General features: G+C 71.5%; 22 protein-coding genes, 2 tRNA genes and 1 pseudogene. 13 read left to right on the top strand and 12 right to left on the bottom strand.

Annotation, left to right across the window (positions count from 1 at the left end; translation table 11 throughout):
* Nucleotides 1-50: 50 nt before the first annotated feature.
* Nucleotides 51-1184, top strand: coding sequence for a cysteine--tRNA ligase (locus tag ACQEVB_RS07360; RefSeq protein ID WP_432966747.1), 1134 nt, complete (start codon nt 51-53; stop codon nt 1182-1184).
* 3 nt (nt 1185-1187) lie between these two features.
* Here ACQEVB_RS07360 and ACQEVB_RS07355 read toward each other — a convergent pair whose 3' ends face one another.
* Nucleotides 1188-2159: a helix-turn-helix transcriptional regulator gene (locus tag ACQEVB_RS07355; RefSeq protein WP_432966745.1), complete on the bottom strand. Its 972-nt coding sequence runs from the start codon at nt 2157-2159 to the stop codon at nt 1188-1190.
* Nucleotides 2160-2220: 61 nt separating this feature from the next.
* Here ACQEVB_RS07355 and ACQEVB_RS07350 point away from each other — a divergent pair, with 61 nt between their 5' ends.
* The 8 genes and pseudogenes from ACQEVB_RS07350 to ACQEVB_RS07315 all read left to right on the top strand — a co-directional run bounded on the left by ACQEVB_RS07350 (nt 2221) and on the right by ACQEVB_RS07315 (nt 5481).
* Nucleotides 2221-2574: a YybH family protein gene (locus tag ACQEVB_RS07350; protein ID WP_432966743.1), complete on the top strand. Its 354-nt coding sequence runs from the start codon at nt 2221-2223 to the stop codon at nt 2572-2574.
* 2 nt (nt 2575-2576) lie between these two features.
* On the top strand, nt 2577-3059 hold the full coding sequence (locus tag ACQEVB_RS07345) for a DUF488 domain-containing protein (protein WP_432966741.1): 483 nt from the start codon (nt 2577-2579) through the stop codon (nt 3057-3059).
* A 178-nt stretch (nt 3060-3237) separates the two neighbouring features.
* Complete coding sequence (locus tag ACQEVB_RS07340; protein ID WP_432966739.1) at nt 3238-4224, top strand: alcohol dehydrogenase catalytic domain-containing protein; 987 nt, start codon at nt 3238-3240, stop codon at nt 4222-4224.
* A 15-nt stretch (nt 4225-4239) separates the two neighbouring features.
* Nucleotides 4240-4599 carry a VOC family protein gene (locus ACQEVB_RS07335; protein ID WP_432966737.1) on the top strand — a complete coding sequence of 120 codons (360 nt, stop codon included), beginning with the start codon at nt 4240-4242 and terminating at the stop codon, nt 4597-4599.
* A gap of 15 nt (nt 4600-4614) precedes the next feature.
* Nucleotides 4615-5025, top strand: coding sequence for an ester cyclase (locus ACQEVB_RS07330; RefSeq protein ID WP_432966735.1), 411 nt, complete (start codon nt 4615-4617; stop codon nt 5023-5025).
* A pseudogene (locus ACQEVB_RS07325) lies at nt 5018-5215 on the top strand (DUF433 domain-containing protein); the annotation flags it as partial. The gene ACQEVB_RS07330 and the pseudogene ACQEVB_RS07325, both read left to right, overlap by 8 nt.
* Nucleotides 5181-5354, top strand: coding sequence for a DUF5615 family PIN-like protein (locus tag ACQEVB_RS07320; protein ID WP_432966734.1), 174 nt, complete (start codon nt 5181-5183; stop codon nt 5352-5354). The pseudogene ACQEVB_RS07325 and the gene ACQEVB_RS07320, both read left to right, overlap by 35 nt.
* Nucleotides 5302-5481, top strand: coding sequence for a hypothetical protein (locus ACQEVB_RS07315; protein WP_432980725.1), 180 nt, complete (start codon nt 5302-5304; stop codon nt 5479-5481). Before ACQEVB_RS07320 ends, ACQEVB_RS07315 begins: the two co-directional genes overlap by 53 nt.
* 122 nt (nt 5482-5603) lie before the next feature.
* Here ACQEVB_RS07315 and ACQEVB_RS07310 read toward each other — a convergent pair.
* From ACQEVB_RS07310 to dnaA, 11 genes are all read right to left on the bottom strand, one after another.
* Nucleotides 5604-5679, bottom strand: a tRNA-Ala gene (locus ACQEVB_RS07310).
* Between the two features lie 43 nt (nt 5680-5722).
* Nucleotides 5723-5836 carry a DLW-39 family protein gene (locus ACQEVB_RS07305; RefSeq protein ID WP_432966732.1) on the bottom strand — a complete coding sequence of 38 codons (114 nt, stop codon included), beginning with the start codon at nt 5834-5836 and terminating at the stop codon, nt 5723-5725.
* A 36-nt stretch (nt 5837-5872) separates the two neighbouring features.
* Nucleotides 5873-5946 (bottom strand) — tRNA-Ile (locus ACQEVB_RS07300).
* 61 nt (nt 5947-6007) lie between these two features.
* Complete coding sequence (locus ACQEVB_RS07295; protein WP_432966730.1) at nt 6008-7003, bottom strand: DUF3566 domain-containing protein; 996 nt, start codon at nt 7001-7003, stop codon at nt 6008-6010.
* A gap of 56 nt (nt 7004-7059) precedes the next feature.
* Nucleotides 7060-9510 (bottom strand): DNA gyrase subunit A, encoded by a 2451-nt coding sequence (gene gyrA / locus ACQEVB_RS07290; RefSeq protein ID WP_432980200.1) that lies wholly within the window; start codon nt 9508-9510, stop codon nt 7060-7062.
* Between the two features lie 99 nt (nt 9511-9609).
* Nucleotides 9610-11589, bottom strand: coding sequence for a DNA topoisomerase (ATP-hydrolyzing) subunit B (gene gyrB / locus ACQEVB_RS07285; protein ID WP_432966728.1), 1980 nt, complete (start codon nt 11587-11589; stop codon nt 9610-9612).
* A 293-nt stretch (nt 11590-11882) separates the two neighbouring features.
* Entirely contained in the window at nt 11883-12536 is a 654-nt protein-coding gene (locus ACQEVB_RS07280; protein WP_432966726.1) for a DciA family protein, read from the bottom strand.
* A gap of 22 nt (nt 12537-12558) precedes the next feature.
* Nucleotides 12559-13683 (bottom strand): DNA replication/repair protein RecF, encoded by a 1125-nt coding sequence (gene recF / locus ACQEVB_RS07275; protein WP_432966724.1) that lies wholly within the window; start codon nt 13681-13683, stop codon nt 12559-12561.
* Nucleotides 13683-14633, bottom strand: a complete 951-nt coding sequence (gene gnd / locus ACQEVB_RS07270) for a phosphogluconate dehydrogenase (NAD(+)-dependent, decarboxylating) (protein WP_432966722.1) — start codon at nt 14631-14633, stop codon at nt 13683-13685. The genes recF and gnd overlap by 1 nt, the downstream gene beginning before the upstream one ends.
* A gap of 57 nt (nt 14634-14690) precedes the next feature.
* Nucleotides 14691-15842: a DNA polymerase III subunit beta gene (dnaN, locus tag ACQEVB_RS07265; protein ID WP_432966720.1), complete on the bottom strand. Its 1152-nt coding sequence runs from the start codon at nt 15840-15842 to the stop codon at nt 14691-14693.
* Nucleotides 15843-16828: 986 nt separating this feature from the next.
* The gene (gene dnaA, locus ACQEVB_RS07260; RefSeq protein WP_432966718.1) at nt 16829-18427 is read right to left on the bottom strand and encodes a chromosomal replication initiator protein DnaA; all 1599 of its coding nucleotides are present in this window, start codon (nt 18425-18427) and stop codon (nt 16829-16831) included.
* Nucleotides 18428-18865: 438 nt separating this feature from the next.
* Between dnaA and rpmH the strand changes: the two genes are divergently transcribed.
* From rpmH to yidC, 4 genes are read left to right on the top strand one after another with little or no spacing between them, the layout of a single operon-like run.
* Nucleotides 18866-19009, top strand: coding sequence for a 50S ribosomal protein L34 (gene rpmH, locus ACQEVB_RS07255; RefSeq protein WP_432966716.1), 144 nt, complete (start codon nt 18866-18868; stop codon nt 19007-19009).
* An 11-nt stretch (nt 19010-19020) separates the two neighbouring features.
* Complete coding sequence (gene rnpA / locus ACQEVB_RS07250) at nt 19021-19374, top strand: ribonuclease P protein component (RefSeq protein WP_432966714.1); 354 nt, start codon at nt 19021-19023, stop codon at nt 19372-19374.
* Nucleotides 19371-19676: a membrane protein insertion efficiency factor YidD gene (yidD, locus tag ACQEVB_RS07245; protein WP_432966712.1), complete on the top strand. Its 306-nt coding sequence runs from the start codon at nt 19371-19373 to the stop codon at nt 19674-19676. The genes rnpA and yidD overlap by 4 nt, the downstream gene beginning before the upstream one ends.
* Nucleotides 19670-20770, top strand: a complete 1101-nt coding sequence (yidC, locus tag ACQEVB_RS07240; protein ID WP_432966710.1) for a membrane protein insertase YidC — start codon at nt 19670-19672, stop codon at nt 20768-20770. Before yidD ends, yidC begins: the two co-directional genes overlap by 7 nt.
* The last annotated feature ends 8 nt before the right edge of the window (nt 20771-20778 follow it).

Genomic DNA, 20778 nt, shown 5'->3' with positions numbered 1-20778 from the left:
TAGCTCGGCCAAGCAAAACCGGCAAGGGAGATCCGTGCCACCATCCGGTGGTGAGGACGGAACCTGCGACCGGACGAGCCGTGACGGCGACCCTGCGGCTCGGTGGACAGCGACTCGCCCCGACCGTGCCGGCGCGGATCTACCTGTGCGGCATCACGCCCTACGACGTGACGCACCTCGGCCACGCTGCGACGTTCGTCTGGGCGGACACGGTCGCGCGGGTGCTGCGGATGGCCGGCACCGACACGGTCGTGGCCCGCAACGTCACCGACGTCGACGACGTCCTGACCCGCACGGCGGCGCAGCGCGGCCGCGCCTACGACGAGTTCGGTCTCTCCCAGGAGTACTGGTTCGACCAGGACATGGCGGCGTTGCACGTCCGCCCGCCCGAGCACGCGCCGCACGCCCGCCACCACGTCCGGCACGTGATCCGGCTGGCCGGGGCCCTGCTCGCCACCGGCGCCGCCTACGAGCGGGACGGGCGGGTGCACTTCCGCGGCGCCGCCGTGCCCGCCCGGGCCGGCCTGGACCGGGCCGATGCGCTGCGGCTGGCCGCCGAGTTCGGCGACGACCCCGCCGACGAGCGCCGCGACGACCCGTTCGACGTCGTCGTGTGGCAGGCCTCGGGACCAGGCGAGCCGGCGTGGCCGAGCCCGTGGGGACCCGGCCGGCCGGGCTGGCACGCCGAGTGCGCGGCGATGGCGCTGGCGACACTCGGCGGCGTCGTGGACGTGCTGGCCGGTGGCTCGGACCTGGCCTTCCCGCACCACGCCTACCAGTCGGCGATGGTCGAGGCGGCCACCGGCGCGACGCCGTTCGCCCGGGCGGCGTTCCGGGTGGGCACGGTCGGGCTCGGCGGCACGAAGATGGCCAAGAGCACCGGCAACCTGGTGCTGGTGGCCGACCTCCTCCGCGAGGTCCCCGGGCCGGTGCTGCGGCTGATGCTGCTGCAGCGGCACTGGGCGAGCGACTGGGACTACCGGCCCGACCTGCTCGACGACGCCGCCCGCACACTCGACCGGCTCTACACGGCCGCCGGCGGCCCGTCCGGTTCGAGCGTGGCCGCGACCGCCGTGCAGGCGGCCCTGCTGGACGACCTCGACGTCACGACGGCGCTGGCCATCGCCGAGTCGGAGGGCGCGGCCGCCGCGCGTCAGGTGATCCGCACGCTCGCGCTGCAGTAGGGATCAGTCCGGCTCGTAGCGGGCGACCAGCGCGGCCGCCCGTTCGCGGAGGGCGGCCCGAAGCCACTGCGGGCCGAGGACCTCTGCGCCGGTCGCCAGCTCCCAGAGTGCCCACAGCGCGTGCCGGGCGTCCTGGAACGTCACCTCCAGCGACTGCCAGCCGTCCTCCTCCGGTCCCTCGGTGAGGACGGCGACCGCGGTGCGCACCAGCTCTTCCCGCCGGGCCACCTGCACCCGCACCTGCACGGTGACCTGGTCGTCGCCGGCGCGGAACCGCGCGCTGCGCTCCTGCCATGCACGGTCGAGGTCGACCCGTTCCGGACGCTCCGCCCGTTCGTCGAGGACCTCGGCGGCGAGCACGCGCGACAGCCGGTAGGTGCGGTCCGCACCGGACCGGGTGGCCAGCAGGTACCCCTGGTCGCGGGCCGTGACCAGCCCGATCGGGTCCACCGTCCGCCATGCCGGCTTCTGGTCCACGGCGGCGTAGTGGATGCGCAGCTTGTGCCCGGTGAGCACCGCGCGGCGGACCTCGGTGAGGACGGCGTCGGGCAGCTCGTCGGTCGCGAACCGGCGCGCGAGCAGGTCGGTCTCCGGGTCGACGAGCAGGCGCTGGACCGCACCCGCCGCCGTGGCCCGGTTCGCCTCGGGAAGCGCGTCGACGACCTTGCGCATGGCCGACGCGAGCGCCGGCCCGAGCCCGAACGCCTGCGCACCCCGCCGCGATCCGGCGACCAGCAGCGCCAGCGCCTCCTCGTGGCCCAGTCCGGTGAGCTCGGTGCGGAAGCCGGGCAGCAACGCGAACCCGCCGCGGCGGCCACGCTCGGCGTACACGGGGACACCGGCGGCCGAGAGCGCCTCCACGTCGCGCAGCACGGTGCGCGTGGACACCTCCAGCTCGCGGGCCAGCTCGGCCGCGGACATCCGGCCGTGCTGGCGCAGCAGCAGCACCAGCGACACCAGCCGGTCCGCGCGCATGTCGAGATCTTCCCAGTAATACGCGACAGAGGATGTCGTGATTCGGTGCGAAGCTCACCGCATGACGAGCACGACACCGGCCACCGAGCCGAACGACCTGGGCAGGTACTTCATCGAGCGCGCCAACGCCGGCGACGTCGACGGGCTGGTGGCGCTGTACGAGCCGGACGCGGTGATGGCGTTCCCGCCCGGCAGCCTCGCCACCGGGCACGCGGAGATCCGCAAGGTCTTCGAGCAGTTCGTGGCGGCGGCGCCGGTGCTCGCACCCGGCCGGCAGCACCCGGCGCTGGTCAGCGGCGACCTGGCGCTCACCGCGTCCACGCTGACCACGGGCGAGATCACGGTGGAGATCGCCCGGCGGCAGCCGGATGGGTCGTGGCTGTGGGTGGTCGACCAGCCCGCCCTCGTGCCGTAGCGGTGCGGCACATCGCGACGATCGGCGTCTACGGGTTCACGGCCGACACGTTCGTCGAGGAGCTCACGCGCGCGAACGTGCGACTCCTGCTCGACCTCCGCCAGCGCCGCGGCGTGCGGGGCCCCGAGTACGCGTGGGCGAACGCGGTCCGGCTCCAGGCCGTGCTCGCCGCCGCGGCCGTCGAGTACCGGCACGTCCCGGGGCTGGCGCCGACGACCGAGCTGCGCCGGCTCCAGTACCGCGCGGACGACCGCGCGGGCGTGGGCAAGCGCAACCGCGTCGCGCTCGCGCCCGAGTACGCCACGGGCTACACGCGGGAGATCCTCGACCCGTTCGACCTGGGCGCGCTCGTCGCAGAGCTACCGGAGGGAACGACCGCCCTCTTCTGCGTCGAGCGTGACCCGGAGGCGTGCCATCGCTCGCTCGTGGCCGACCGGCTGCACGCCGAGCGCGGTCTGCGGGTGACGCACCTGCGGCCTCGCTGAACCGTCGCCCGGCGGAAACGACGGGGACACTGGACTCGAGGTGAGGCTCGTCCGGACGAGCCGCTCGGCCTCGTCCACCTCGATCATCGCGGCGCACCTCGCGGTGCCGGCATGGTAGGAGGTACCGGTGCGCGCCGTGGTCGTCGATTCCGTCCGGTCCCGTCCAGAGGTGCGGGACGTGCCCGAGCCAGCGGTGCCCGCCGGTGGGGTGGTCGTGCGGGTGCACGCCACCGGGATGTGCCGCAGCGACTGGCACGCGTGGGCCGGCCACGAGGCCGTGGCGTTCCCGCACGTCCCGGGGCACGAGCTGGCCGGCGTGATCGTCGAGGTGGGGCCGGACGTACGCCGCTGGAACGTGGGCGACCGGGTCACCAGCCCGTTCGTCTGCGGCTGCGGGCGCTGCGAATTCTGCCGCGCCGGAGACGCGCAGGTGTGCCCGTGGCAGCAGCAGCCCGGCTTCACCCACTGGGGCTCGTTCGCCGAGCTCGTCGCCCTCCACGCCGCCGACGCGAACCTCGTCGCCCTGCCCGACACGATCGACTTCCCGACCGCAGCCGGTCTCGGCTGCCGGTTCGCCACCGCGCACCGCGCCCTCGTGAGCCGTGCGCGGGTCGTCGCCGGCGAGTGGGTCACCGTGGTCGGCGCAGGCGGCGTCGGGCTCAGCGCGGTGATGATCGCCCGGGCACTGGGCGCCCGGGTGATCGCGGTAGACCGCAACCCGGAAGCCCTCGCCGTCGCCGCCGATCTGGGTGCCGAGCACACGCTCCTCACCGACGGCACCGACGTCCCGGCCGCCGTGACCGACCTGACCGACGGCGGAACGCACGTCGCCGTCGACGCCGTGGGGAACGAGCAGGCCTGCGCCGACGCGATCCTCAGCCTGCGACGGCGGGGCCGGCACGTCCAGGTGGGGCTGTTACCCCCGACCGCAGGACACCCCCGCGTGCCGATGGATCGGGTGATCGGCTGGGAACTCGACGTCCTGGGCAGCCACGGCATGGCAGCCGTCGACTACCCGGGCATGCTGGCCCTCATCGAGCAGGGCCGGCTGCAGCCGCAGCGGCTCATCGAGCGCACGATCGGGCTCGAGGAGGCCGCGGCCGCCTTGCCGGGGTTCGACCGGGCCACCGTCGCCGGGATGACGATCATCGATCCCGCCCGCTGATGCCATGATCGGCAGGTGGCCATCGCGCGTTCCCCCGTCCTCGCTGTCGACTGCCCGAACCCGGCCGCGCTCGCGACGTTCTACGCGGCGCTGCTGGGGTGGGCGATCGACGGCGTCACCGAGGACCGTGCCGCCGTGCTCGCGGACGACGGCCGGTGCATCTCGTTCCACCGGGTGGACGGCTACGTCCCACCCACCTGGCCGTCCCAGGACACACCGCAGCAGATGCACCTCGACGTACTGGTCGACGACCTCGACGCCGCCGAGGCGGCCGTCCTCGACCTCGGCGCGACCAAGGCCGAGCACCAGCCCGGCACGACGTTCCGCGTCGTCCTCGACCCGGCCGGGCACCCGTTGTGCCTCTGCGCCGAGTAGGGCCACAGTGGATCTGTGCTCGAACCACAGCAAGTCGCACAGGCCTACGCCCGCTGGATCGCAGACGGCGAGCCCGACTTCCAGGCGATGATGAGTCCCGATCTGCACGACCACGTCAGCGGGCAGCGCGGGCCGGCCACCTGGGACGAGGTCTGGAGCTGGATCGAGCGGAGCTTCGACGAGCGCAGAGCGGAGCTGCACGGCTGGGGCACCCTCGACGACGGCCGGGTCGCGGTATGGGTGACCTTGCACGGCAAGCACGTCGGCAGCGGGATGCCCTGGCTCGGCGACCGGCCGCCGAGCGGCGCGCAGATCGCCTGGAAGCAGCTCCACGTGTTCACCGTGGAGGGGGACCGCCTGACCGAGCACTGGGCCGTCCGCGACGACCTCCGCGTGATCGAGGCCGTCGACGCCGCGAATGGTTGAAAGGCAGGGGTCGGACCGACCGATCGATGCTGTGGACGGTGGTCGGCGGCGTAGTGCGCGGGATGTGCGGAAGTCGTGGGCCGGTCGCGTCCCGCCGCCATGCCATGACCGCATGACGTTCACCCGGATCACCACGGATCCCGAGCTCATGGCCGGTGTCCCGACGATCCGCGGCCTACGCATCCCCGTCGCCACTGAGGCTGCTGCTCGACAACAACCTCTCATCGCGCCTGGTCAACGTGCTGACCCGCGAGGGATGGGACGTCATCCACGTCAGTGACCTTGGTCTTCGAGCAGCGACCGACGCAGTCGTTCTGCGCGCCGCCTAGCGGCGTCGAGGAGTGGGCCGGAATCCTGATCATGAACTTGCCGAAGGTGCAGGAAGATCTGAACGCGGGCGCCATTGTCGTGATCGGCGACGAATCACTCCGTGTGCGACGGTTGCCGATCGGCTGATCTCCGCACTTGTCCGGCGACAGCCACAAGACGCGGCCGGTCCGTACTCGGGAATCCGCAGCCAGGTTGGCTGCAAGATCAAACGTCAACGGCCCACCGGCGCTGTTCGCGCTGGTGGGCCGTGGTGGAGACGAGGGGAATCGAACCCCTGACCCCCGCCTTGCAAAGGCGGTGCTCTGCCAATTGAGCTACGTCCCCGAACCCGCCCGCGGGTCAGGGACCCGCTCGGCGGGGGTGGCGGTCAGCTGTTGGTGGCTTCCTGCCAGAGGTCGGCCTCGGAGCGGCCGGAGCGGACCTTGCTGAACACGAGCGCACCGGCGGCGATCGCCACGAGCGCGATGAGAACCTTCTTCATGACGTCACTGTCCTGTCGTCCATGGGAACTCGGGAGTGGGCCTAGCTGGATTTGAACCAGCGACCTCATCATTATCAGTGATGCGCTCTAACCAACTGAGCTATAGGCCCCTGCGACGTGGACGAGGGTACCCCAGGCCCTCCGCCGCCCTGCAACGGGATACCCCGCCGGTCAGTCCCGCTCGGAGAGCGTGACCTCCACGCCGCCGACCAGGTCGGCCGACACGTTGTAGACGAACGCGCTGATCGTCATCGCGACGGCGAACAGCAGGCTGTTGATGGCCCCGACCACCGCGGCGAACCCGAAGACCCGGCCTGCGTTGATCAGCTGGCCACCGGCCGGTGCGTTGTCGTTGACGAGGTTGGCGTAGTTGCCGTTGAGCTGGTCCCACACGCCCATGCCGTCGAGCACCCCGTAGAGGACGCCGACCGCTACGAGCCACACGAAGAACAGCACCACGGCGAGCACCAGCGACAGCTTGAGCACCGACCACGGGTCGAGCCGTTTGAGCTGCAGCGCGGCCTGGCGCGGGGTGCGGTTGCGGGTGGCCCGGACGGCCTGCCAGCCGCCCGTCGCCGAACCGGGCCCGGACGGTCGGGGCTGCTCGGCACCGCCCGTTGTGGGACCCGGGCCACCCATGACGACGGTGGGGCCGTCGCCGAGCAGGTCACCGACACCGGCCGATCGGGTGGGGGCCTCCCGGACGTCGCGGGCATCGTGTCCGGGCACCCGGTGCCACGGCGGAGGTGCGGCGGCTTCCGGCCCAGGCCCGGGGACCGGCCCCGGCGCGGGCCGCGGACCGGGCACGGGTGGGCGCTGAGCGGCACCGTTGGCCGGCGCCGGGCCCGTGGCACCGATCCCCCGGGCAGGTGTCGGGGTGCGCCCGGCCGGCGCCGGCGCCGCGACCGTGGGCGGATCGGCGGCCGGGCCCTTCACGAGGTCGGGCGCAGCCGGTGGGTCGGCCCGGGTCTCCTCGGTCGGGGCGTCCTCGCCCGGCGCGGACGCGGCCTTCGCCGCGCCGTCCTCAGCGGCGCCGTTCGGCTCGGCACCCCGCGCCGCAGCGCCGTTGGCCTCGGGAGCCGCGGCCGGCGGCGAGGTGTCCCCGCCGGTGGCCACGCTGCTGCCCGAAGCCTCCGGCTCCTCCGGCGTGCTCGAGTTCTCACTCACGTGCCGAGCGTTCCCTCCGTGTCGGTGCTGCGGTCGGCCCTGCGGTGCCGACGGTCTCAGACGGCGGTGTCGTCGCCCTCGTCGTCGTCCTCCGCGTTGCGGGCGACGGCCAGCAGGGTGGCGGACTCGCCCAGGTTCATCAGGCGGACCCCCTTCGTCTGCCGGCCGGCCTTGCGGACCTCGCGCGCGGTCGTGCGGATCACCCCACCGGTGGAGGTGATCGCGTACAGCTCGTCGTCGATCCCGACGATGAGCGCACCGACCAGCGTGCCACGTCGGCGGTCGTACTGGATCGTCAAGACCCCCTTGCCGCCGCGGCCCTGCACCGGGTAGTCCTCGATAGGCGTGCGCTTGGCGTAGCCGCCGTCCGTGGCCACCAGCACGAACGTGTCGGGCTGCACCACGCCGAGCGACAGCAGCCGGTCGCCGCCGTTGAAGCGCATGCCGAGCACGCCGGAGGTCGCGCGACCCATCGGCCGCAGCACCTCGTCGCTCGCCGTGAAGCGGATCGACTGCCCCTCCGCGGAGACGAGCAGCAGGTCGTCCTCGGCCGAGCAGAGCACCGCACCGACGAGCTCGTCGTCCTCGCGCAGGTTGATGCCGATCAGGCCACCGGTGCGCGGCGAGTCGAAGTCGGTCAGGCGCGACTTCTTGACCAGCCCGCTCTTCGTCGCGAGGACGAGGTACGGGGCGGCCTGGTAGTCCTTGATCTGCATGACCTGGGCGATCTGCTCGTCCGGCTGGAACGCGAGCAGGTTCGCGACGTGCTGGCCACGCGCGGACCGGTTCGCCTCCGGCAGCTCGTACGCCTTGAGGCGGTACACCCGGCCCTTGTTGGTGAAGAACAGCATCCAGTCGTGCGTGGAGCACACGAAGAAGTGGGCGACGATGTCGTCCTGCTTCAGCTGCGCGCCCTGCACGCCCTTGCCGCCGCGCTTCTGCGCCCGGTACAGGTCGGTCTTGGTGCGCTTCGCGTAGCCGGTCTGCGTGATCGTGACGACCACGTCCTCGACGGCGATGAGGTCCTCGTTGGTGACGTCGCCGTCGTCGGCGACGATCACCGTGCGGCGGTCGTCGCCGTGCTTCTCGACGATCTCCTGCAGCTCGTCGCGCACGATCTGCCGCTGCCGCTCGGGGCGGGCGAGGATGTCCTCGAGGTCGGCGATCTCGCGCTCGATCTCGGCCAGCTCGTCGATGATCTTCTGGCGCTCCAGTGCGGCGAGGCGCCGCAGCTGCATGTCGAGGATCGCCTGCGCCTGGATGTCGTCGACGTCGAGCAGCTCGATCAGGCCGGCCTTCGCGACCTCGACGGTGGCCGACGCCCGGATCAGGGCGATGACCTCGTCGAGCGCGTCGAGCGCCTTGACGTAGCCGCGCAGGATGTGGGCCCGCTCCTCGGCCTTGCGCAGCCGGTAGCGGGTGCGCCGGACGATGACCTCGATCTGGTGGCGGATGTAGTTGCGCACCATCTGGTCGAGGCGCAGGGTGCGCGGCACGCCGTCGACGATCGAGAGCATGTTCACGCCGAACGCGGTCTGCAGCTGGGTGTGCTTGTAGAGGTTGTTCAGCACGACCTTGGCCACCGCGTCGCGCTTGAGCGTGATCACGATGCGCATGCCGATGCGGTCCGACGACTCGTCGTTGATCTCGGCGATGCCGGTCAGCTTGCCGTCGCGGTGCTGCGACGCGATCGACTCGATCAGGTTGTCCGGGTTGACCTGGTAGGGCAGCTCGGTGACGACGAGGATGGTGCGCCCCTTGGCGTCCTCCTCGGCCTCCACGACAGCACGCATGCGCACCGAGCCGCGACCCGTGCGGTAGGCCTGGTCGATGCCGTCGCGGCCCACGATCAGCCCGGCGGTGGGGAAGTCCGGGCCCTTGATCCGCTCCATGAGGGCTTCGAGGAGCTCGTCGTCGGTGGCGTCGGGGTTCTCCAGCGCCCACACCACGCCGGCGCCGACCTCGCGCAGGTTGTGCGGCGGGATGTTCGTCGCCATCCCGACGGCGATGCCGGCGCTGCCGTTGATCAGCAGGTTCGGGATGCGCGCCGGCAGGACGTCGGGCTCCTGCGTCTTGCCGTCGTAGTTGGGCGTGAAGTCGACGGTCTCCTCGTCGATGTCCTGCAGCATCGCCATGGCCAGCGGGGTGAGCCGGCACTCGGTGTAGCGCATGGCCGCAGCCGGGTCGTTGCCCCGGGAGCCGAAGTTGCCCTGCCCGTCGATCAGCGGGTAGCGCATCGACCACGGCTGCGCGAGCCGCACGAGCGCGTCGTAGATCGACGTGTCACCGTGCGGGTGGTAGTTACCCATCACCTCGCCGACGACGCGCGCGCACTTCACGTAGCTGCGGTCGGGCCGGAACCCGTTCTCGCCCATCGAGTACAGGACGCGGCGGTGCACGGGCTTGAGCCCGTCCTCCACCAGCGGCAGCGCCCGACCGACGATGACGCTCATCGCGTAGTCGATGTAGGAGCGCTGCATCTCCTGCTGGATGTCGACCGGCTCCATGCGGTCGCCACCACCGCCGCCGCCCCCGGCCGGAGCAGCAGGATCGAGGATGTCTGTCACGTCAGTCCTTCCACCCGGTCACCAGACGTCTGAGGGAACTCAGACGTCGAGGAACCGGACGTCCTTGGCGTTGCGGGTGATGAACGAGCGGCGCGACTCCACGTCCTCGCCCATGAGGATCGAGAACAGCTCGTCGGCGGTGGCGGCGTCGTCCAGGGTGACCTGCAGGAGCACCCGGTGGGCCGGGTCCATCGTGGTCTCCCACAGCTCCTTGGCGTTCATCTCGCCGAGACCCTTGTACCGCTGCACGCCCTCTTCCTTGGGCAGCTTCTTGCCGGCAGCGCGGCCGGCCTCGATCAGGCCGTCGCGCTCGCGGTCGGAGTAGGCGAACTCCGGCTCGGCGCCCCGGCCACCCCACTTGATCTTGTAGAGCGGCGGCTGCGCGAGGAAGACGTGCCCGGCCTCGACGAGCGGGCGCATGAACCGGAACAGCAGCGTGAGCAGCAGCGTGCGGATGTGCTGGCCGTCGACGTCGGCGTCGGCCATCAGCACGATCTTGTGGTACTTGAGCTTCGCGATGTCGAACTCGTCGTGGATGCCGGTGCCCAGCGCCGTGATGATCGACTGGACCTCGGCGTTCTTGAGGACGCGGTCGATCCGCGCCTTCTCCACGTTGATGATCTTGCCGCGGATCGGCAGGATCGCCTGGAACATCGAGTCGCGGCCGGACTTGGCCGAACCACCGGCCGAGTCGCCCTCCACGATGTAGACCTCGCACTTGGACGGGTCGGTGGAGCGGCAGTCGGCAAGCTTGCCGGGCAAACCGCCGATGTCGCCGGGGCTCTTGCGGCGGACCAGCTCGCGCGCCTTGCGCGCCGCGATCCGGGCCTGCGCCGACTGCACCGCCTTGTTGACGATGATCTTCGCCTCGGTGGGGTTGCGCTCGAACCAGTCGGCCAGCCACTCGTTCGACACGCGCTGGACGAACGACTTGACCTCGGTGTTGCCCAGCTTCGTCTTGGTCTGCCCCTCGAACTGGGGCTCCTTCAGCTTGACCGAGACGATCGCGGCTAGTCCCTCGCGGATGTCGTCACCGGAGAGGGCGGCGTCCTTCTCCTTGAGCAGCTTCTTCTCGCGCGCGTACCGGTTGACCGTGCTGGTCAGCGCCGCGCGGAAGCCCTCCTCGTGGGTGCCGCCCTCGTGCGTGTTGATCGTGTTGGCGAAGGTGTAGACCGACTCCGTGTAGCTGGAGTTCCACTGCATCGCCACCTCGACGCTGTGGCCCGCCTCCTCGGCGGTGTAGGCGACGAGCTTCTTGTGGATCGGCTCCTTCGACTTGTTCAGGTGCGCGACGAAGTCCTCGAGCCCGTTCGGGTAGTGGAACGTGTGCTCGCGGATCTTCGCAACGAAGCCCTCTGCGTCGGGCTCCTCGGCGTCACCGTTGTCGCCGTTGCGCTCGTCGCGCAGGACGATCGTGAGGCCCTTGTTCAGGAACGCCATCTCCTGCAGCCGGCGCCGCACCGTCTCGACGTTGTACTCGGTGGTCTCGAAGATCTCCGGGTCGGCCCAGAACGTGATCGACGTGCCGGTGGTGCGGGTGGGCGCGCCCTTGACCAGCTTGCCCGGCACCGATCGCGTGTACTGCTGCTCCCAGTGGAACCCGTCGGTGTCGATCGCGACGTCGAGCCGGGAGGACAGGGCGTTGACCACCGAGACGCCGACGCCGTGCAGACCACCGGACACCGCGTACGAGTCGGAGTCGAACTTGCCGCCGGCGTGCAGCACCGTCATCACGACCTCGACGGCGGGCTTCTTCTCCACGGGGTGCATGCCGACCGGGATGCCGCGGCCGTTGTCGATCACCCGCACGCCGCCGTCGTTCTGCAGGACGACCTCGACCCGGTTGGCGTAGCCCGCCATCGCCTCGTCGACGGCGTTGTCCACGACCTCCCAGATGAGATGATGGAGGCCGCGCTCGCCGGTGGAGCCGATGTACATGCCGGGACGCTTGCGGACCGCTTCGAGACCTTCGAGAACCGTGATCGACGATGCTCCGTAGGTGCTCTTCTTCTCCGCCACGTGCTGCCTGTCTCCTCGCGGTGAGGACCCCGGGCGCGCGCGACGAGGGTCGCCGAGGCGGGGTCCGCTGGGCCGGGCCTTCGGGGAGGACCCGGGAACACCCCTCCATCATACCGGTGCGCCTGAGCAGAATGGCGGCTAGGACACCCCTGTAAGGCTCACAGATCGACGAACTCGGTTCCGGTCGGGTCCCGGCGGCCGAGACGGGGGTGCGAACGGGCTCGCTTCCGCTGAGCGAGCGCTGAAACGCCCCAAACACCCATCCGGGTCACCCCCGGCCCCGGTGCACGGTGCTATCCGTACGTGTCCCGAGGCCCCCGCCCGCGCACCGATCGCGGGCCGTGCCGCCAGCTCGGCCCGGCGGGCCCGACGACCCGGATCCGCTTCACGACGTCGCCGCCGACCGCGTCGGCGAGGCGCCGCAGGAGCTGCCGCTGGAGCTGCCGCAGCTGCGTCGCCCAGGCCGTCGACTCGGCCTGCAGCACCAGTTCCCCGTCACGCAGCGATACCGGGGTGCAGTGGTCGGCGATGTCCGGCCCGACGAGCTGCGGCCAGCGGCCCAGCACCGTGGCGTCGGTCAGGCGGGACGACCAGCCCCGGTCCCGGGAGACGCGGGAGACGAGCGCGCCGAACAGCTGGGGGTCGCGGTCGTCGGGTCCGGCGCCCGACCAGCGCCGCCGCCTGCCGCGGACACCGGCCGGTTTGCGGCCGGCCCGCTCCTTCTCCCGGTCGGCGGCCTTCGCGGCGGACGCCTCGCGGGCGGCGCGCAGGGCCTCCCGCGCGATGTCGGCGCCGCGGCGCCCGTCCGGATCACCACCACCAGACCCATCCCCAGGGCTGGGGACAACTGGACCCGTTCGGGTACTGGCGGACGGTCGGTCCGCCGCGCCGGGCGGTCGAACGGCGCCGTCATCACCAGTCGGCGACGAGTTATCCACAGTATCCACAGCCTTGTCCCCAGATATCCCGTCAATCCGGACGGCCCGGCGCTGAAACGGGCTCGACGCTACCGCGGGTAACGGCAAACCGTACCCCGTTCAGCCCATCGGGCACGTCCTCGTCGACGGCGGCGGTGATCAGCACCTGCTCCGCGGCGGCCGCGACCTCCGCCAGCGCCTGCCGGCGCCGGGAGTCCAGCTCCGCGAACACGTCGTCGAGGACGAGCACCGGCTCGACGTCGTCGTCCTGCAGCAGCCGGTACGACGCCAGCCGCAACGCGAGCGCCAGCGCCCACGACTCGCCGTGGCTCGCGTAGCCCTTCGCCGGACCGTCACCGAGGGTCAGCTCCAGCTCGTCGCGGTGCGGGCCGACGAGGCACACCCCGCGTTCGATCTCCTGACGCCGGCGCTGGGCCATCGCCTCCAGCAGCGCCTGCTCCAGCTCGGCGACCGTGCGCGGCGGATCGTCCGCGACGCCGCACCGGTACGCGACGCCGATCGGCTCCGACGACGGAGCGACCTCGGCGAACGCAGCGACCGCGCGCGGCGCCACCTCGTCGACGAGGTCCATCCGCGCGGCGAGCAGGACGGCACCCTGCGCGGCGAGGTGCCCGTCCCACACGTCGAGGGTGGAGAGGTCGGACCGGCCGGCCTTCGCTGTCTTGAGCAGGGCCGAGCGCTGGCGCAGCACCCGCTCGTAGTCGGCGCGGACGGTGGCGAACCGCGGCACGCGCGCGACCAGCAGGTCGTCGAGGAACCGCCGGCGCTCCCCCGGGTCGCCGCGCACCAGTGCCAGGTCCTCCGGCGCGAAGAGCACCGTGCGGAGGATCCCGGCGACGTCGCGCGGCTTGGCGGGCGCCCGGTTGAGCCGCGCCCGGTTGGCCCGGCCGGCGGTGATCTCCAGCTCCAGCGCCAGCTCGCGACCGTGGTGCACCACGATGCCGCGGACGACGGCGTGCTCGGCGCCGCGCCGGATCAGCGGCGCATCGGTCGCGACCCGGTGCGACGACAGCGTGGCGAGGTACCCGGCCGCCTCGACGAGGTTGGTCTTGCCCACCCCGTTCGCGCCGACCAGCACGGTGATCCCCGGCGCGAGGTCGAGCTCCGCCTTCTCCCACGAACGGAAGTCGGCGACGGCGAGGCGGCGTAGATGCACTAGGGCGCAGGCGTCGATGGCACGTCGGCGCCCGGGCCCGCGGTCTCGCCGGGTGCACCGGCCGGGCCGGCCGCGGCCTTCACCGCGTGCCCGCCGAACTGCTGGCGCAGCGCCGCCACCGCACGCATCGCCGGCGACGACTCCTGCCGCGACGCGAACCGGGCGAACAGCGCGGCAGAGATCACCGGCAGGGGCACGGCGTGCGTGATCGCCTCCTCGATGGTCCAGCGGCCTTCGCCGGAGTCGTCGACGTAGTCGTCGAGCTTCGCCAGCTGCGGATCGTCGGACAGCGCCCTGACCAGCAGGTCGAGCAGCCACGACCGCACGACCGTGCCGCGCGACCACGCCTGCAGCACCGCCGGCACGTTCTCGACGAGCTCTGCGGCCTCGAGCAGCTCGAAGCCCTCGGCGTACGCCTGCATGAGCCCGTACTCGATGCCGTTGTGCACCATCTTCGAGAAGTGCCCTGCCCCGACGGGGCCGGCGTGCGCGAAGCCTTCCTCGCGCGGACCCTCGGGGCGCAGCGCGTCGAAGATCGGCATGGCCCGCTCGACGTCCTCGGCGGCGCCGCCGGCCATCAGGCCATAGCCGTTCTCCTTGCCCCAGATGCCGCCGGACACCCCGCAGTCGAGGTAGCGGATCCCCTTCTCGGCGAGGAGGGCGGCGTTCGGGCCGTCGTCGGTGTAGCGCGAGTTGCCGCCGTCGATGACGAGGTCGCCCTCGTCGAGCACCTCGGCGAGCGCCTTGACGGTGTTCCGGGTGATCTCGCCGGAGGGCACCATCACCCAGACCACCCGCGGCGCCGAGAGCGCGCCCGCGAGCGCGGCGAGCGAGTCGACGTCGGTGACCTCGGGGCGGGGGTCGTACCCGACGACCTCGTGACCGGCGGCACGCAGCCGGTCCCGCATGTTGCCGCCCATCTTGCCCAGACCGATCAGGCCGAGTTGCACGGTTGCACTCCTGGAGTCACTGGTGTGGGACGTGTCCGTGGGGCTGAGTGCCGGCGGTCAGCCGGGCAGCCGGACGGGCATCAGGAGGTGAAGGTATCCGGGAGAGGGCTGGTCCGCATCGCCACCACCCGACTGGTCACCCGGCACCGGGCGGACCAGCGCCGGCCGGTTCGGGGTGGTGAACGTGAGCTGGGCGCGGTCGGTGTGCAGCGCGCCGAACGAGTCCAGCAGGTAGCCCGGGTTGAACGCGATGGTCAGCGGCGCGCCGTCGAGCTCGCAGGGCAGCTCCTCCTCGGCGCTCCCGACGTCGTCGCCGCCGGCCGCGAGGCGCAGCCCGTCCTCGCTGAACTCCATGCGCACCTGCGCGACCCGGTCGGTGACGAGCGCGACGCGCTTGACCGCCTCCACCAACGCGGCCGACTCGACGATCGCGGCGGTGGTGTGCTCGGTCGGGATGAGCCTGCGGAACGCGGGGAACTCCGCGTCGAGGAGCCGGGTGGTGGCGCGGCGGCCGCCGCCGGTGATGCCCAGCATGCCGTCGCCGGCGGAGAGCGCGATGTCGACGGTGCCGGCACCGGCGAGGGTCTTGGCGACCTCGGACAGTGTGCGCGCCGGGATCAGCACGGCGCTGGACAGGCCGGCGTCCTCCGGTGTCCATTCGAGCTCGCGCACGGCGAGCCGGAAGCGGTCGGTGGCGGCGAGGGTCAGCTTCTCCCCCTCGATCTCGAGCCGGATGCCGGTGAGCATCGGGAGCGTGTCGTCGCGGCCGGCCGCCACGACGACCTGGCCGACGGCCTGGGCGAGCAGGTCGGCCGCGACCGAGCCGGCGAGCTGCGGCATCGCCGGCAGCTGCGGGTAGTCCTCGACCGGCATCGTCGGCAGGCTGAAGCGGCTCGACCCGCAGTTGATCGTGGCACGCGCCCCGTCGACGACGAGGTCGACGGGCTTCGACGGCAGCGCCCGCGTGATGTCGGCGAGCAGCCGGCCCGACACGAGCACCCGGCCGGGGTCACCGACCGTGCCGTCGAGCTCCACCCTCGCCGACGTCTCGTAGTCGAAGCCGGAGACCAGGAGGCGGTCGCCGGTGGCACCGGTGGTCGCCTCGACCAGCACCCCGCCCAGCACCGGCACCGGTGGCCGCGCAGGCAGGCTGCGCGCCACCCACGCGGCGGCGTCGGCCAGGACGTCGCGTTCGACCCGGAACTTCATGGCGGGGAGCCCTCTCGCGCCGGCGGTATCTGCTCATGGGCCGGCGGCCTCGTGCCCCCGGCGGTTCGAGGCCCCTGCCGGCCGTCGCGGTGGACGACCCGGCCCGGGACCGGAGCACCACCGTAGAGGCTGCCGGGTTCGGGTGTCACTTCGGCCGGAGGCGTTCACCGAGCGTCTTCGAGCGGGTACGGGTGACGGCCCGGACGCGTCCTCCCCAGCGCTTGTTCTTCTTTGATTTCCTGTTGAAGAAAGATCCAGCAGCAGTACCAGCACCTGTGCATGGTGTGGACGGACGCCGTCCCCGCAGGTCGGACGGTGTGGCGTCGTGTGGACCCGTCCGCGGACGGACCCGTGGGTGGATCATCGGACCCGTGGATGGAGCCCGTCCGGCCCGATCTGTCCCCGGGTTGAACACGAGTTGTCCACGGATCGACCGCGATCCGTCCACGGCGCGCCGGGCGACTGTCCACAGAGTTGTCCCCAGATGTGGGTGAAGCGTGGCCGCGCGAGGACACAGCGTGTCGTCGAAATCGCACAGAAGTGGTCGGAGAGTGGCCGCCGCGCAACCCACTTCCGCACCATCAGGCGCGCTACCTGCGACTCTGCGTGAGCGGATGAGCAAGCAGGCACGCCGTTGGATAAACGCTGATGCGGCGAACGGGTCGCTCCGGACGGCGAGCGGTCAGCGAAGAGTCATCCACACGCGCTGAGCCGTCGTAACCTGCCGTCCACCCCGTCGTTGCCGTGCGGCCATCTGGGTGGGTGGGGTCGGGCTCTGTCCCGTCGGCTCGGCTTTGATGATCGACACGCGCGAGATGGACATGAGCGGGGTTTTGGCCGGGTGGATTCAAGGAGCCGTCCGAAACCCCCCGTCACGTTCATCTCACGCGTGATGATCATGAAAAGCGGCGCCGACACGCCCGATTCGGCCCCCGCCTACTCCGCAGCCGCTTGTAAGGCGACCACCCACGGACGGGACCGGGGAGCTAACCCCGTGACCGCTGCCGGATGCGCGTCGTGAGCTCCTGGACCTGTTCGAAGGTCTTGCGGCGTTGCGCGATCTCGTTGCGGATCTTCTTGTCCGCGTGCATGACGGTGGTGTGGTCGCGGCCGCCGAAGGTCTGCCCGATGCGGGGCAGGGAGAGGTCGGTCAGCTCCCGGCAGAGGTACATCGCGATCTGGCGGGCCTGGGCGAGCGCCTTCGTCTTCCCCGGCCCGCACATCTCCTCGATGGTGATGCCGAAGAAGTCGGCCGTCACCGCCATGATCGTCGGCGCGGTGATCTCCGAGTTGGCGGAGTCGGGGATGAGGTCGCGCAGCACGATCTCGGCGAGCTGGGTGTCGACGGGCTGCCGGTTCAGCGACGCGAACGCCGTGACCCGGATCAGCGCCCCCTCGAGCTCGCGGATGTTGCGCTCGATGCGCGCCGCGATGAACTCGAGGACGTCGCCGGACACGGCGAGGCGGTCCTGCGCGGCCTTCTTGCGGAGGATCGCGATGCGCGTCTCCAGCTCGGGCGGCTGGATGTCGGTGATGAGGCCCCACTCGAACCGCGTGCGCATCCGGTCCTCGAGGGTCTCGAGACGCTTCGGCGGTCGGTCGGAGGAGACGACGATCTGCTTGTTCGCGTTGTGGAGGGTGTTGAAGGTGTGGAAGAACTCCTCCTGCGTCCCTTCCTTGCCCTCCAGGAACTGGATGTCGTCGACCAGCAGCACGTCGACGTCGCGGTAGCGGCGCTGGAACGCCACCTTGCGGTCGTCGCGCAGGGAGTTGATGAAGTCGTTCGTGAACTCCTCGGTGGACACGTACCGCACGCGCATGCCGGGGAACAGCCGCTGCGTGTAGTGGCCGACCGCGTGCAGCAGGTGCGTCTTGCCCAGGCCGGAGTCGCCCCAGATGAACAACGGGTTGTAGGCGCGCGCCGGCGCCTCGGCGACCGCCACGGCCGCGGCGTGGCTGAACCGGTTGGACGCGCCGATGACGAACGTGTCGAAGATGTACTTCTCGTTCAACCGGCTCTGCGACCGCGGAGCGGCCTGCTCGCCGGGCGGCGGGCCGGAGTACGTCGGCCACACCTCGCGGTTCGGGCGGCCGGGCGGCACGTCGGCGACGCCGTCGTCGACCGGTACGGGCTCGGTCATGGCGGCCGGGCCGCCGTTGGTGAGCGCCGCGTCGGCGACGGGCAGGTCGAGCGACGGGGCGGGCCCCGGAGCATCGACTGCGACCGCCGCGGGACGGTCCGGCCCAGGGCGGTCCATGCCGGGACGATCGACGCCGGCCGGCGCCGGCGGGTCGGGCACGTCCGTGCCACCGGACGCGGCCGAGGCGTCGACGACGACGGCGAGGTTGACCGTGACGCCGAGGTGGCGGCCCAGCGCGTCGCTGATCGGCCGCCGCAGGATGCGCTCGATGGCGTCCTTGGCGAAGTCGCTGGGCGCGGCGAGCAGCGCCGTGCCGTCGATGAGGCCGAGCGGCCGGGTCAGGCGCAGGAACGCGCGCTGCTGCCCGGACAGTGAGGTCGCGCCCGAGAGGTCGGCGATGACCTGGTTCCAGACCTCACCCAGATCTCCTGGTCGATCCGCCACCGGCCGGCACCCCCTCCCGGTCGTCGCCCAGGGGTCGGCCGCCACCCCCGGCGAACGATCCCCAGATTTGTCCACAGCTGTGCGCAAGACCGTACGCGGGCCGCTCGACGAGTCGTCGTGCGGCCCGTAGAACGAGCCAGGCTGGTCGGTCCCCCCGAACCGCGATCGAGTGGCGCACGCTAACAACGCCGGGCCAACGTCACAACCCGGACGGGGTACGTCGTAGGTAACGATGTGGACGTGGTCGCGATACGCCCCGATCCGGGCATCGGCCGCGACCCGGTTTGGTCCCCGGTCCGGGCACTGGGTTACCCTTGTGCGAAGCCGTGTCCGGGCTGCACGCACGCCTGCCGGGACCACGCACGAGCAGTACCTCACCGCAGACACGCTGATTGACACGATGGCGGCTGCGCCGCCGTCGACCAGGAGAGCCGAGAAGTGAGCAAGGGCAAGCGCACCTTCCAGCCGAACAACCGCCGCCGCGCACGCACGCACGGGTTCCGGCTGCGCATGCGGACCCGCGCGGGGCGCGCCATCATCGCCGCCCGTCGCAGCAAGGGCCGCGAGCGGCTCTCCGCCTGATCCGGGCCCCGGTGCTGCCGGCCGCATCCCGGCTCACGCACCGGGACGACTTCGCCACGGTCATGCGTCGCGGCCGCAGCAGCGGCCGCCCACGACTCGTGGTCCATCTGCACCGAGCCGGCCAGGGGGCACGCCCCCGGGCCGGCTTCGTCGTGAGCAAGGCCGTCGGCAACGCGGTCGTCCGGCATCGCGTCACCCGGAGGCTGCGCCATCTGGTCGCCCCCCGGCTGGCCGAACTACCGCCTGACGCGATGCTGGTCGTGCGTGCGCTTCCCGCTGCATCTGCCGCAGCATCCATCGAGCTCGGTGCCGACCTGGACGCCGCACTGCGCGGCGCGCTCCGCAAGCTCGGCGGTGACCGATGACGCGGATCAGCAACGCCGTCGTCCGCGGCCTCGTCTTCCTGCTGCGGATCTACCAGGTGCACGTCTCGCCGGCGTTCCCGCCCACGTGCCGCTTCTACCCCAGCTGCAGCCAGTACGCGGTCGAAGCCCTGCAGATCCACGGCGTCGTGCGCGGCGTCGGACTCACCACCTGGCGCCTGTTGCGCTGCCACCCATGGCACCCTGGAGGAGCTGACCCCGTGCCCCCGCGGCGCGGTGAGCAGCCCTCTCCCGTCGTCGCCGGTACCGGCGAGCACCACCACGAGGAGCAAGCACCGTGCTGAACTTCATCTACTACCCGGTGTCCTTCATCCTCTGGTGTTGGCACTGGGTGTTCAGCAAGGTCTTCGGCGACGACGGGCTCGGCGGCGGCATCGCCTGGTCGCTCTCCGTCGTCTTCCTCGTCTTCACGCTGCGCGCCGTCCTGTTCAAGCCGTTCGTCCTGCAGGTGCGCTCGATGCGCAAGATGCAGGAGTTCCAGCCGGAGATGGCGAAGATCCGGAAGAAGTACGCCAACAACCGGCAGAAGCAGGCGCAGGAGATGCAGCGCCTGCAGACCGAGCACGGCGTCAACCCGATCATGGGCTGCCTGCCCGTTCTCGTGCAGGTTCCGGTCTTCATCGGCCTGTTCCACGTGCTGCGCACGTTCGGCCCGGTCAACGCCCAAGGCGTCCCGGTCAACGACGACGGCTCGATCCGCACCGAGAACTACTTCTTCGACCAGGAGGGCGTGCTCTCCTTCAACCGCGCCAGCCTGTTCGGCGCGAAGCTCGGCGAGTGGGTCACCAAGGGCGAGGCGCAGCTCAACGCCGCCGGCACCTCGATCGCCCAGATGCTGATCGTGATGATCCCGCTGATGATCGCGGCGGGCATCTTCACCCACATCACGGCACGGCACTCGGTCGCCCGCCAGACCGCCGCGCAGGGTGAGAACCCGCAGACGGCGATCATGAACAAGCTGATGCTGTACGTGTTCCCGATCGGTGTCGTCGTCGGTGCCCCGTTCCTCCCGCTCGCGGTGCTCCTCTACTGGGTCTCCAACAACCTGTGGACGCTCGGCCAGCAGTGGATCGTCTACCGCAAGATCGACGCCGAAGAGGCGGAGAAGCGCGAGACCACGACGGCGACGCAGAAGGCGCTTGCGCCGCGGCCCGGGCAGAAGCCGATCCGGCCGGAGCTGCAGAAGGCCGACCCGGAGGAGAAGCCGAAGACGCCCGGGGCGAAGCCCGTCACCCGCAAGCCGGCCACCCCGAAGGGTCCGGCCGGCGGCTCCCCGAACGGCAAGCCGGCCGCCGCTTCCGGCAGCGCGAGCGCCAACGGGACGGGCAAGGCGCCGGCCGGCACCGGCGGCAACCGCAAGCAGCGGAAGCGTCGCTGACCACGAAC

The sequence above is a fragment of the Pseudonocardia sp. CA-107938 genome (assembly GCF_050936315.1).
Lineage (GTDB): Bacteria > Actinomycetota > Actinomycetes > Mycobacteriales > Pseudonocardiaceae > Pseudonocardia.
Note: the sequence above shows the minus strand (reverse complement) of the source record. Positions and strands in the feature narration are given on the sequence as shown.

What these genes read in the sequence shown, in the direction of transcription:
- ACQEVB_RS07355 (WP_432966745.1), bottom strand. Translation starts at nt 2,159, where the DNA reads ATGCGCGCGGACCGGCTGGTGTCGCTGGTGCTGCTGCTGCGCCAGCAC.
- gyrA (WP_432980200.1), bottom strand. Translation starts at nt 9,510, where the DNA reads ATGGAGCCGGTCGACATCCAGCAGGAGATGCAGCGCTCCTACATCGAC.
- dnaN (WP_432966720.1), bottom strand. Translation starts at nt 15,842, where the DNA reads ATGAAGTTCCGGGTCGAACGCGACGTCCTGGCCGACGCCGCCGCGTGG.
- ACQEVB_RS07305 (WP_432966732.1), bottom strand. Translation starts at nt 5,836, where the DNA reads ATGAAGAAGGTTCTCATCGCGCTCGTGGCGATCGCCGCCGGTGCGCTC.
- ACQEVB_RS07350 (WP_432966743.1), top strand. Translation starts at nt 2,221, where the DNA reads ATGACGAGCACGACACCGGCCACCGAGCCGAACGACCTGGGCAGGTAC.
- yidD (WP_432966712.1), top strand. Translation starts at nt 19,371, where the DNA reads ATGACGCGGATCAGCAACGCCGTCGTCCGCGGCCTCGTCTTCCTGCTG.